The following is an 11,719-nucleotide window of genomic DNA, read 5'->3' as shown; positions in this document are numbered from 1 at the left end:
AGCAAGCGCCAGCCCCAGAAGCACCGGTTCAGCGGGCTGGAGCGATGTTGGGTCGCGGCGGCAAGGCAATGGCCCCCGTGGGAGCGGCCTGTCCGGGGACTTGCCCGCTGGGCGGAGCTGGTGTCGTTGACGCCGGCACGGGCATGGGCGCAGACGGCGGCAAGATCACTTCCTCGGGCGCTGCCGCAGCCGGTGCGGGCGGGGGAGCCGGTGCGGGCATGCCCTCGATCTCGTTGTCACGCATGTAGGCGTCCATCTCGCGCCACCCTTCAAAGATGGCGGCTTTCGATATGCGGGGGTTGGCGCCGTAGCAGTCTTCCAGGCTGCGCACCGCGTGACGGCATGCCGCGCCGATGGCGCGCCCTTCGGCTTCTTTTTTGGCGTTGGCCATGCCGGGCGTCTCGATGCCCAGCATGTCGCAAGCCGACAGTGCCACCGCCAGCGGCAGAGCCAGCAGCACTCTCACATGGCGGATGCAGGGCATGGACATGGGCATGGCGTGATTGTTCAATGAAAACTGCCCCGATTGGCCAGGAAAAAGGGGGCCAAAGCCCCCTCATTTTCAGGCCGAATGCGCGCTTTAGTCACGTTCGCCGCCAAAGAGCCCCAACAAAGCCAGCAAGCTCTGGAAAACGTTGAACAAGCTCAGATAAATGCCGAGCGTGGCGCTGATGTAGTTGGTCTCGCCGCCATCGACGATGCGCTTGAGGTCCACCAGCAAGAAAGCGCTGAAGATGCCAATGGCCATCACGCTGATGACCGCCATGCCGGCCGGGCTGCCCACGAACACGTTGATGATGGCGCCCACCATCAGAACGATGGCTCCCATGAACAGCCATTTGGCCAGACCTTCCAGGTCGCGCTTGATGACGGTGGACAGGTTGGCCATGATGAGGAATACGGCGGCCGTGCCGCCGAAGGCGGTCATCACCAAGTCAGCGCCGTTTTTGAAGCCCAACACCATCGCCAGCAGGCGGGAAAGCATCAGCCCCATGAAAAAGGTGAAGGCCAGCAGCACCGGCACGCCGGCGGCGGAGTTTTTCGTTTTCTCGATGGCGAACATGAAGCCGAAGGCGCCACCCAGGAACACGATCAGGCCCAGGCCGCCGCTGAGCGACGCCGTGATGCCCGTGCTCACGCCGATCCATGCGCCCAGCACGGTGGGCAACATGCTCAGGGCCAGCAACCAGTAGGTGTTGCGCAACACCTTGTTGCGCTGCTGCGTGGCCAAGGTCGTGCCAAAGCGGCCGTAGCTCGAAGTCGGTTGGGTCATTGTTGCTTGCTCCTGTAGGAAAATGCCAGCCACATTCTATATATAAGCCCATCGCGCCGATTGCGATTAAGCTTACGCTTGCTGCACTGATTCGTCCCACGAAGGAAAGTTCATGAAATCCAAACCCGCACTGGAGCTTGCCGATGTCAAGCTCATCGCTGCCGCCGCCGAAGCCGAAGCCCTGAAAAATCATTGGGCCGTCACCATCGCCATTGTGGACGAAGGCGGTCATCTGCTGTGGCTGCAGCGGCTCGATGGGGCGCCAGCCGTCTCGGCCCACATTGCGCCGGCCAAGGCCCACACCGCCGCCCTGGGTCGGCGCGAAAGCAAGATTTACGAGGACGTGATCAATCAGGGCCGGACGTCGTTTCTCAGCGCCCCCGGGATTGCCGGCATGCTCGAAGGCGGCGTGCCGATCATCAAAGATGGCCATTGCCTGGGGGCGGTGGGGGTCAGCGGCGTGAAGTCCAACGAGGACGCCCAGATCGCCAAAGCGGGCATCGCGGCGCTGGGTCTCTGAACCCGGCCTCGGCGGCTGCCAGCCGTGGGCCCAGTCCTCATTTGGTGAGGATGAGCTTGCCCTGGCGGGTGGCCTGTAGCCGGTAGAGCTGGCCTTGGTGGTGGATGAGCAACTCGCGCCGGCCGTTGAGCAAAGCGCGGCTGTCCACCGGCGCTGCGGCTTCATGATGGCACAGGCTTGGGCGTGGCGGGCATTCGCCAAGCTCGGCATCTCGCGTGGCCGGGCTCAGGGGCAGGCGTGCTTCCATCATGGTTCCGTCACGAAGGCCAGTTTGCGAATGCCAGCGCGCTGTGCGGCGGCCATGGCGCTGGCCACATGCTCGTACCGCACGGCTTTGTCGCCGCGGATGTGCAGGTCGGGCTGCGGATCCATGAGCGCGGCTTGGGCCAGGTGGGCTTCGAGCTCGCTGAATGTCAGCGGGCTCTGATTCCAGTGGAACTGGCCGTCGGCATCCACGGTCAGGCGGATGGTTTCGGGTTTGTCGCGGTTGGGCTCGGTGGCTGCCTGTGGCAGATTCACATTGACCGAGTGCGTCATCACTGGCACGGTGATCATGAACACGATGAGCAGCACCAGCATCACATCGATCAGCGGGATCATGTTGATCTCGCTCATCACGTCGTTGTCGTCGGTTTGCGGATCGGAAAACGCCATGTCCGTGATCCTCAAGCCTGTTTGATCGGGCGTACTTTGGCCGATGTCTGCGCGCTTTCTTCACCCACTCGGGCGCCGGTCACGAAGTAGGCGTGCAGGTCGTGGGCAAAGCGGTTGAGCTTGTGCAACAGGGCTTTGTTGCCGCGCACCAGGGCGTTGTAACCCAGCACGGCCGGAATGGCGACGAGCAGGCCCAGAGCCGTCATGATGAGCGCCTCTCCGATGGGGCCGGCCACCCGGTCGATGGTCGCCGCACCGGCCGCGCCTATCCCCATGAGCGCGTGGTAAATCCCCCAGACCGTGCCAAACAGGCCGATGAAAGGGGCGGTCGAGCCCACCGAGGCCAGAATCACCAGGCCCGATTGGAGCCGGGCCGTCACGTCGTCGATGGTGTTGCGCAGCGCCCGCGTGACCCACTCGCTCACGTCGAGGTTGTCGTGCAGCTGCCGCTTGGGCTCGCCATCCAGATGCAGGATGTGGGTGGTGGCCTCGCGCCCTTGCAGGGCGAGCAGATAGAAGGGGTTGTTTTCGGCCGGTTCGAGCTTGTGAAGACCTTCGGCGAAGTCTTGGCTGTGCCAGAACTGGTCCACGGCCCGGGCCTGGGCGCGGTGATGGCGAAGGGCCAGCGCCTTGAGCACGATCACCACCCAACTGGCCACCGACATGGCCAACAGAATGATAGCCACCGAACGAATGACCCAGTCGCCTTGTTGCCACACGTGGCCGAGGCCGAATTGCATGTCCATTGCCAATTACTCCAGTACGAAATTGATGGGAATGTTGAACCACATGGCCTCGGGCACGCCGTTGCGGGTGCCGGGCACATAACGCCAGGTCAGCACGGTTTGCAGGGCGGTCTGATCCAGCCGTGCATAGCCGCTGGATGTGTGGATTTCGGCCTGCGAGGCGGTGCCATCCACCTCGATGCGCACCCGAAGAACCACTTTGCCCTGTTCGCCAAGCCGACGGCTCAGCGGGGGATAGCGCGGCGGTGGATTGTTCAGATAACGGGCCGAAGCAGACGGCAGTTCGATGCGCGGCGCCGGTGGGCCGGGCGGTCCCGACGGGGCGCTGGCGCTGACCAAGGTGGCACTCGAAGTGGCACTGGTGGTGGCCGTGGCTGAGGCCGCGTTGCTGGGCGCGGGTGAGGCCGAAGGGGTGGATTCGACCGCCATGTCTGGCGCCGGCGTGGGATCGGCAGCTGCCACGGGCGCAGGAGCAGGGCTGGGCACAGGCGTCGGTGCTGGGCGCGGCGGGTTGGGGCGGGGTGCCGGTGGTTGTGGCGCTGGCGGTGGTGGCGCCACGGGAGGCGCTGCCGTCGGCACGGCAGGCTCTGGCCTTACCCATTCACCCAGGATCTCCGCGGCCACGATGATCTCTTGTGGACGCTGCTGCCAACCGGTTTGCACGAGCCAGAGCGCGCCTGCATGGGCGGCGAGCACGCCCGTCACGACGGTGAGCAGGCGCGCGGTGGAAACGGGCATGGAGTCGTGAACGGTGGAACTCATGGCTTCAGCACCCACCACCCCAGCACGACGACGAGGCACAGAGAGAGCAGAAGACCGGACAACATGGCATTGTATGCATGGTATGTTTTCGGATTATAAACGAGAATGACTCGTATTTATAAATCTATCGGTGGATCTATTGAGGCTGCAAGCACGCCCGATCGATAGCGGCGATGTCTGCCAGGCCGCACAGTGCCATCGCGGCCATCAGCTCATCCTGTAGCAGCCGCAGCACGTGAGCCGCTCCCTGGGCGCCGGCATGGGCCAGCCCATGCAAGACCGGTCGGCCCACGAGTACGCCATGGGCGCCCAGCGCCAGCGCTTTGAGGATGTCGGTCCCGCGGCGCAGACCGCCATCCACGAGCACGGCCGCGCGTCCGGCCACGGCGTCGGCCACCAGCGGCAAAGCTGTGGCGGTGGAGGGCGCGGTGTCGAGCACCCGGCCGCCGTGGTTGGAGACGATCACACCCGCCACGCCCAGTTCGCAAGCGGTGCGAGCGTCTGCAGGATGCAGGATGCCTTTGAGCAGCAGGGGCAGCGGGCTGCGTGATTGCAGCCAGACCACGTCCTCCCAGGTGGCGGCTTGGCGCAGCAGGGCGTCCAGCCCCTCGGCCCCCGATGCAGGTGTGGGCATGTGGGGTTGCGCCAATGCCCGAGGCGGATGGCCGGGATGGCGACGCTCGCGGTCGCGCACGCCGTGTATGGGCGCGTCCACCGTAAGGACGAGGGCCTCGTAGCCGGCTTCGGCGGCGCGTTGCGCCAAAGCGAGGGTGTGGCCACGGTTGCCCAAGTGGTAGAGCTGGAACCAGAGGGGGCCTCTGCCGGGTTCCTGGGCCACGTCTTGGGCGATGTGCTCTAGCGGGGTGTTGGCCTGCATGCTCAACACCATGCCCGCGCCGAGCGCGCTGGCGGCCAGCGCCGTCGCGCGCTCGGCGTCAGGATGCAGCCAGCCTTGCTGGGCCATCGGTGCCACCAACACCGGCGAGGGCCATGTGCGACCGAGCAGGGGGGTTTTCAGGCAGGGCGCGGCGCGTAGCCGCAGGACACGCGGCCACAGCGGGATGGCCGCCCAGGCTTGCCGGTTGGCGGCCATGGTGATTTCGTCTGCCGCCCCGCCATTGAAATAGGCGTCGGCTTCGGGCGTCAGGTGGGCGCGGGCCAGGGTTTCGTGGTCGGCCAGATTCACCGGCCAAGCGCGTTGCGCATGCATCAGCTGTCGGCCCATTGGCGCAGCAGGTTGTGATAGACGCCGGTCAAGGCCGTGGTTTCGGCGGTTTCGCCCAAGCGCTCGCGCAATTTCAGCAGGTTCATGTCCAGCTCGAACAGCAAGCGGCGTTGTTCGTCGCTGCGCACCATGCTCTCGATCCAGAAGAACGAGGCGATCCGCGCCCCCCGGGTCACGGGCGTGACTTCATGCAGGCTGGTGCCGGGGTACAGCACCGCATCCCCGGCTGCCAGCTTGACGCGTTGTACCCCGTAGGTGTCGTGGATGGTGAGTTCGCCGCCGTCGTATTCGTCAGGGTCCGACAGAAAGAGGGTGCATGACACATCGGTGCGCACCCATTCCTGGGTGCGCCTCGAATGCAGGATGGCGCCGTCGATGTGCGGCCCGTAGGTGGGATGCTCGGGCCGGTAGCGGTTGAACAAGGGGTTGTAGTAGCGCCTCGGCAATGCCGCCGAGAAGAACAGCGCGCTGCGCTGCACTGCCGCCAGCACCTCGGCCTGCAAGGCCAGGACCGTCGGGTGGTCCTGGGCGGCCTGCTCGTTGCGCTTGACCGTTTGGGCCTGCGGGCCGGCGCTGATGCGTCCGTCTCGCCACAGGCCATCGTCGGCCAAGCGCTCGCGCATGGCCTGTACCTCGGCGCGGCTCAAGATCTGGGGCAGTTTCAGCAACATGGTCAGCGCATCAGAACACGGTCTTGAGCGACAGCATCACCTTGCGCGGCGCGCCCGGCGTGTAGAAGCCGCGGTATAGCCCATCGACATAGGTCTTGTCCGTCAGGTTGCTGACGTTGAGCTTGACCGTGGTTTTCTCGTCCACCGTGTACTCGACCATGCCATCCCACACGGTGAATGCCGGGGCTGTGGTGATGCGGTTGCCTTCGGGGTTTTGTTCGCTGCGGTAAGTCGCCCCCAGGCCCACGCGCCACTGGGGCGCCACGCGATAGGTGGTCCATGCGCTGAGGCTGTGCTTGGGCGTCAGGCCGGGGCGGTCGCCTTCACGCTGCACCATGCCATTCGGGTTGCAAGTGGCAGCATTGCACCGGTCAATCTTGGCGCTGGGGATCCAGGTGTGGTTGTAGAACACCTCCCACTTCGGCGTGATGCGCCCGGCGGCATTGATCTCCAGGCCCGTGGCATGGCGCTTGCCTGACAGCAGCATTTGGGTGGCGGCGCTGTCGGGGTCGGTGTTGCGCTCGTTGTATTTTTCGGAGCGGAACAGGGCCACGCCCACCGTGGCTTGCTGGTTGAACAGGTCCCACTTGCCGCCGATTTCGAAATTGCGGCTCTTCTCGGGCGGGGTGTTGGCCAGGCGGCTGTTGGCTGAGCCGGGTGCCAGGTTGCCCAGGGCGAATTGGTAGGTGTCGCCGGAGATGTTGTACGACTCTCCAAACGAGATGTAGTAGGACGACGCCTCATTCGGCTGGAACAGGGCGCCGATGCGGGGGCTCCACAGGTTGTCGCGCATGCGGCCGCTGTTGCCGGCCGTGTCGCGGTAGCTGGCGCGGAAGTGATCGAAGCGCAGGCCGCCGACCAGCTTCACATGGGGGGTGATGCTGGCGACGTTCTGCACATACAGGCCCAGGCTTTCCGCGTCAAAGTCGTTGTAGCTCCATGTCCGGGTGTCTGGGCGGGATGCGCCGTCGTTGGGGTTGCCCACGGTGGTCAGGCGAGTGCTTGCATTGCCCGGAATGACGGGTAGATTGCCGCCGCCATTGTTCGGGTTGCGCAGGGCGTTTTCGACCGTGATGTCCACACCAGCGGTGAGGTGGTGCTTCATGCCGCCGAGGTCGAAGCGGTTGCTGTAGTCGCTCTGCACCTGGGTGATGTCGCTGATGCCGCGGCGGCCCTTGAAGTTGTTGCGGCTCAGGATGGTGTTGGGGCCGGGCGGGTTGTCCAGGCTGACGACTTGCCCCGGGCACAAGGTGGCGTTGTTCTGGCAAAAGCTCACCACCGTGGTCCAGAGGTCGCGCTTGTAGCGGCCGTGGCGCAGCGTGGTCGTGAGTTCTTCGGTGGCGCTGAACCGCAGCGCGTGCGACAGCGACAACACCGTCTGCTCGCTGCGCAGGTAGTCGCTGGCCAGGCCGTAAAAGTTCTTGGCGTCCAGCACCGGCACGATGGTGCGCTTCAAGTCGCCCGGCGCGCCCGTGAGCAACTGCGGGTGGTTGTAGATCGGGCGTTGATCGGTTTTGAGGTGGTAAAGATCGACCTGGAAGCCGTGCCGCTCGCCAATGCCTGTGCGCCAGCTGGCGGCCAGCCCACGGCGGTCGTCTTTGGCGCCGTGGTTGTCCGCGTCTTGCACCATGGCGTTGAGCCGGACCGCGCTGCTCGGGCCGAGCTGCTTGTTCAGATCCACCTGGGCGCGCTTGTGGTTGCCGCTGCCCACCGTCAGCTCTGCCTCGTGGCGGTCCATCAGGAAGGGCTGTTTGGTCACCTGGTTGACGACGCCGCCGGTCGATCCCTTGCCAAACAGCATGGACGCCGACCCCTTGAGCACTTCCACCCGGTCGGTGGCAAACGTGTCGCGGGTGATGAGTTGCCCCTCGCGCATGCCATCGCGGTAGATGTCGCCTGCTTGCCCCAGCGAAAAGCCGCGCAGCCGCACGTCTTCCTCGCCGGTTTCCCCGGCCAGGAAAGTGACGCCGGCGGTCGCGCGCAGCACGTCTTTGAAGTCGTCGAGGTTGCGGTCGTCGATCAGCCGCTCGGTCATCACCGTGACGTTTTGCGGGATGTCGCGCAACGCCTGCTGGCCTTTGCCGATGCGGGTCTCGGTGGCCCGGAGGGTTTGCTTGGCTTTGATTTCTTCGGGCTCGGCCTGTTCTTTGACGGTGACGGTGGGCAGCGATGCCTCGGTTGGTGGTGTCTGGGCCATGGCCGACAGGGAGCCGGCCAGCAGCATTGCGCCCAGTGGCAACAGAGCGCTCGATGAAGACAGGGTGGAGGAGTGGGGTTTGCCGGCATCGCGGCAAGCAGTGGGCGCAACGGCGCCCGGCTTCGGGTCACGGATTTTCATGGGTCAGCAGAAAACAGATAGACAAGTTGTTGGCTGGCTGACCACGGCAATCCGTGCTGGCTGGCTAGAATTCGGTATTGTAAATGAGAATCAATATATTTTGTGGGTTCAGGCGCTCAGCGGCGCTGCGGGAATTTCTTTGCGCAGATGCGCCACGGGGCAGGCGGAGCGGCACTCCGCCCAAATGCGCCGAGCCATGCATTCGCACTGGCCACACTGGGTGGCCACGCCGTGTTCGAGCTGGATTTCATCGAACTCGGCGCCCTGCTGGGCGCGCAGAGCGATGGTTTTATCGCTGACGCGGTGGCACACGCACACGATCATAAGAGGCTCCTGAAAACGAAGCCAATGATAATGATTCGCGTTAAATGAATCAAGCCCCTGCGTGGACAGGGGCGCGGGTGGGCAGCGCTTCAGCTCAAGTCGCCCATGATGCTTTGCTGGTAGTTTTGCAGGCCCACCTTGTCGATGAGCTCCAATTGGGTTTCGAGGAAGTCGATGTGTTCTTCGGTGTCTTCCAGAATGCCGGCCAGCAGATCGCGCGAGACGTAGTCACGCGCCGTCTCGCAGTGGGCAATGCCGTCTTTGAGGGTGGCTTGGGCGGCGCGTTCCAGTGCCAGGTCGCATTGCAGGATTTCCTGCACGTCTTCACCCACCTGAAGCTTGCCCAGGTCTTGCAGGTTGGGCAGGCCGTCGAGCATGAAGATGCGGTCCATGAGGGCATCGGCGTGCTTCATCTCGCCGATAGACTCTTCATACTCCTTTTTGGCGAGCTTGTCGAAGCCCCAGTGCTTGAGCATTCGGTAGTGCACAAAGTACTGGTTGATGGCGGTCAGTTCGTTTTTGAGCTGGGCTTGGAGGTGGGTGATGACCTGTGCGTCACCTTTCATGGGGGTTCTCCTGAAGAATCAAAGCCCGCATTTTCCACACAGGCAAGGCGGCTGTCGAGGCGGGGAATGCTGTGGTGCAACAAAATCTATCGTCTCAATAGAAACTATCATTCGGTCAAGATCATTGGTTTCGGCTATCATTGAGGGGTCTCCGATGAGGCGTCCTGTGTATAGACGCCTAGGGCAGTGTCATCCCCGTTTTGTTCAACCGAAAGGAAATCGTCATGTCTTTGATCAACACCCAGGTCCAGCCTTTCAAGGCCCAAGCCTTTCACAATGGCAAGTTCGTCGAAGTGACCGATCAGACCCTCAAGGGCAAGTGGTCTGTGCTGATCTTCATGCCTGCCGCGTTCACCTTCAACTGCCCGACCGAAGTGGAAGACGCCGCCGAGAACTACGCCGAGTTCCAGAAAGTGGGCGCCGAGGTGTACATCGTGACCACCGACACGCACTTCAGCCACAAGGTGTGGCACGAAACCTCCCCCGCGGTGGGCAAGGCCAAGTTCCCGCTGGTGGGCGATCCCACCCACACCCTGACCCGCATGTTTGGCGTGCACATCGAAGAAGAGGGCCTGGCCCTGCGCGGCACGTTCGTGATCAACCCCGAGGGCGTGATCAAGACCGCTGAAATCCACAGCAACGAGATCGCCCGCGACGTCAAGGAAACGCTGCGCAAGCTCAAGGCCGCTCAGTACACCGCCGCCAACCCTGGCCAAGTGTGCCCGGCCAAGTGGAACGAAGGCGCCAAGACCATTGCCCCCTCTCTGGAACTGGTGGGCAAGATCTGATGCGGCTGCGCATGCAGTGATGAGCATCCAGGGGTTGCCTCGGCAACCCCTTTTTTGTGGGCGCGCTCGGCGACATGAATCCTGGCTATCGATAGTTTAGAAATATCCAATCCACTTATCAATAGCATAAATTTATAATTTGACCGTGGCCTGTCGAGGCAGGCAATCGATATCCCCCACTCAAGGAGAAATACATGCTTGACGACACCCTCAAGGCACAACTCAAAACCTATCTGGAGCGCGTGACCCAGCCGTTCGAACTGGTGGCCAGCGTGGATGATTCGGCCAGCAGCCGGGAGATGCTCGAACTGCTGCAGACCATCGCCGCGCTGTCGGACAAGATCACCGTGCGCACCGATGGCGACGACGCCCGCAAACCCTCGTTTGCCCTGCGCCGTCCGGGCAGCGACATGGGCTTGCGTTTCGCGGCCGTGCCGCTGGGGCACGAGTTCACGTCGCTCGTGCTGGCGCTGCTGTGGACGGGCGGCCATCCGCCCAAGGTGGAGCCCGAAGTGATCGAGCAGATCCGGGGCCTGGAAGGCGATTACCGCTTCGAGGTGTACATGTCCTTGAGCTGCCACAATTGCCCGGATGTGGTGCAGGCGCTCAGCCTCATGGCGGTGCTCAATCCCCGCGTGCAGACCGTCGTGATCGATGGGGCGCTGTACCAGCAGGAAGTGACCGAGCGCAACGTGATGGCGGTGCCCATGGTGTTCCTCAACGGCCAGGTGTTTGGCTCTGGCCGGATGATGGTGGAGGAGATCCTCGCCAAACTCGATACGCGCAGCGCCGAGAAAGAGGCGGCCAAGCTCAGCGCCAAAGACCCGTTCGATGTGCTGATCGTCGGCGGCGGGCCGGCCGGAGCGGCAGCCGCCGTCTATGCCGCGCGCAAAGGCATTCGCACCGGCGTGGTGGCCGAGCGTTTTGGCGGCCAGGTCAATGACACGTTGGCCATCGAGAATTACATTTCGGTGTTGGAAACCGATGGCCCGAAGTTCGCGGCGGCGCTGGAGGCGCAGGTCAAGCACTATGGCGTGGACATCATGAACCTGCAACAGGCCGTGCGACTGGTGCCCGCCGAGGAGGAGGGCGGCTATGTGACGGTGGAACTGGCCAATGGGGGCACGCTGCAGTCCCGCGCCGTGATTCTGTCCACTGGCGCGCGCTGGCGCAACGTCAATGTGCCGGGCGAGCAGGAATACAAAAACCGCGGTGTGGCGTACTGCCCGCATTGTGACGGCCCGCTGTTCAAGGGCAAGCGCACGGCGGTCATCGGCGGGGGCAATTCGGGGGTCGAGGCCGCCATCGACCTGGCCGGCATCGTCCAGCATGTCACGCTCATCGAGTTCAATGACACCCTCAAAGCCGATGCGGTGCTGGTCAGCAAGCTCAAGAGCCTGCCCAACGTGACCATCATCACCCATGCCCAGACCACCGAGATCACGGGTGACGGGCAAAAGGTCAATGGCTTGCGCTACAAAGACCGGGCCACGGGCAGCGAGCACCACATCGAACTGGAAGGCGTCTTCGTGCAGATTGGCCTCGTGCCCAACACCGAATGGCTCAAAGGCACGGTGGACTTGAGCCGTTTCGGCGAAATCGAAGTGGATGCCAAAGGCCACACGAACGTGGCAGGGGTGTTTGCCGCCGGAGACTGCACGACGGTGCCTTATAAGCAGATCGTGATCGCGGCAGGCGAGGGCGCCAAAGCGGCATTGAGCGCTTTCGACTACCTCATCCGCACACCGATGCCTGCGGTGGAGGAAGCGGCTTTGGCCTGACCTCGGCAGCCACAGACAAACGGCCAGCTTTGCTGGCCGTTTTTTTGAATACCGAGAAAGAGAAGCGAGGC

The 11,719-nt window shown here is 63.5% G+C and carries 14 protein-coding genes; 3 read left to right on the top strand and 11 right to left on the bottom strand.

Annotated elements, in window-relative coordinates:
* Window positions 1-28 precede the first annotated feature (28 nt).
* A complete protein-coding gene (locus DFR43_RS13685; RefSeq protein ID WP_211338576.1) occupies window positions 29-496 on the bottom strand; it encodes a hypothetical protein in 468 nt (155 codons plus the stop codon).
* An 84-nt stretch (window positions 497-580) separates the two neighbouring features.
* Window positions 581-1,273 (bottom strand): Bax inhibitor-1 family protein, encoded by a 693-nt coding sequence (locus DFR43_RS01695; protein WP_133595647.1) that lies wholly within the window; start codon window positions 1,271-1,273, stop codon window positions 581-583.
* Between the two features lie 112 nt (window positions 1,274-1,385).
* Between DFR43_RS01695 and DFR43_RS01690 the strand changes: the two genes are divergently transcribed.
* Window positions 1,386-1,793, top strand: coding sequence for a GlcG/HbpS family heme-binding protein (locus tag DFR43_RS01690; protein ID WP_133595646.1), 408 nt, complete (start codon window positions 1,386-1,388; stop codon window positions 1,791-1,793).
* Window positions 1,794-1,830: 37 nt separating this feature from the next.
* Here DFR43_RS01690 and hemP read toward each other — a convergent pair whose 3' ends face one another.
* The 9 genes from hemP to bfr all read right to left on the bottom strand — a co-directional run bounded on the left by hemP (window position 1,831) and on the right by bfr (window position 9,079).
* Window positions 1,831-2,043: a hemin uptake protein HemP gene (hemP, locus tag DFR43_RS01685; RefSeq protein WP_425471062.1), complete on the bottom strand. Its 213-nt coding sequence runs from the start codon at window positions 2,041-2,043 to the stop codon at window positions 1,831-1,833.
* Window positions 2,040-2,447, bottom strand: a complete 408-nt coding sequence (locus DFR43_RS01680) for an ExbD/TolR family protein (protein WP_133595645.1) — start codon at window positions 2,445-2,447, stop codon at window positions 2,040-2,042. Before DFR43_RS01680 ends, hemP begins: the two co-directional genes overlap by 4 nt.
* 11 nt (window positions 2,448-2,458) lie before the next feature.
* Window positions 2,459-3,193, bottom strand: a complete 735-nt coding sequence (locus tag DFR43_RS01675) for a MotA/TolQ/ExbB proton channel family protein (RefSeq protein WP_133595644.1) — start codon at window positions 3,191-3,193, stop codon at window positions 2,459-2,461.
* Window positions 3,194-3,199: 6 nt separating this feature from the next.
* Window positions 3,200-3,955, bottom strand: coding sequence for an energy transducer TonB (locus DFR43_RS01670; RefSeq protein ID WP_133595643.1), 756 nt, complete (start codon window positions 3,953-3,955; stop codon window positions 3,200-3,202).
* Window positions 3,956-4,091: 136 nt separating this feature from the next.
* Window positions 4,092-5,180 (bottom strand): alpha-hydroxy acid oxidase, encoded by a 1,089-nt coding sequence (locus DFR43_RS01665; protein ID WP_133595642.1) that lies wholly within the window; start codon window positions 5,178-5,180, stop codon window positions 4,092-4,094.
* On the bottom strand, window positions 5,165-5,851 hold the full coding sequence (locus DFR43_RS01660; protein ID WP_133595641.1) for a Fe2+-dependent dioxygenase: 687 nt from the start codon (window positions 5,849-5,851) through the stop codon (window positions 5,165-5,167). The genes DFR43_RS01665 and DFR43_RS01660 overlap by 16 nt, the downstream gene beginning before the upstream one ends.
* 10 nt (window positions 5,852-5,861) lie before the next feature.
* Complete coding sequence (locus DFR43_RS01655) at window positions 5,862-8,189, bottom strand: TonB-dependent receptor (RefSeq protein ID WP_133595640.1); 2,328 nt, start codon at window positions 8,187-8,189, stop codon at window positions 5,862-5,864.
* Between the two features lie 108 nt (window positions 8,190-8,297).
* Window positions 8,298-8,513: a (2Fe-2S)-binding protein gene (locus DFR43_RS01650; protein WP_133595639.1), complete on the bottom strand. Its 216-nt coding sequence runs from the start codon at window positions 8,511-8,513 to the stop codon at window positions 8,298-8,300.
* A gap of 89 nt (window positions 8,514-8,602) precedes the next feature.
* Complete coding sequence (gene bfr / locus DFR43_RS01645) at window positions 8,603-9,079, bottom strand: bacterioferritin (RefSeq protein ID WP_133595638.1); 477 nt, start codon at window positions 9,077-9,079, stop codon at window positions 8,603-8,605.
* 224 nt (window positions 9,080-9,303) lie between these two features.
* Between bfr and ahpC the strand changes: the two genes are divergently transcribed.
* Together ahpC and ahpF are read left to right on the top strand one after the other, a co-directional pair.
* Window positions 9,304-9,867, top strand: a complete 564-nt coding sequence (ahpC, locus tag DFR43_RS01640) for an alkyl hydroperoxide reductase subunit C (RefSeq protein ID WP_133595637.1) — start codon at window positions 9,304-9,306, stop codon at window positions 9,865-9,867.
* 194 nt (window positions 9,868-10,061) lie between these two features.
* On the top strand, window positions 10,062-11,648 hold the full coding sequence (gene ahpF, locus DFR43_RS01635) for an alkyl hydroperoxide reductase subunit F (RefSeq protein ID WP_133595636.1): 1,587 nt from the start codon (window positions 10,062-10,064) through the stop codon (window positions 11,646-11,648).
* Window positions 11,649-11,719 lie beyond the last annotated feature (71 nt).

This window comes from Tepidicella xavieri (assembly GCF_004363315.1).
GTDB lineage: Bacteria > Pseudomonadota > Gammaproteobacteria > Burkholderiales > Burkholderiaceae_C > Tepidicella > Tepidicella xavieri.
The sequence above is the reverse complement of the archived record's forward strand: the minus strand, read 5'-3'. Positions and strand labels throughout refer to the sequence as shown.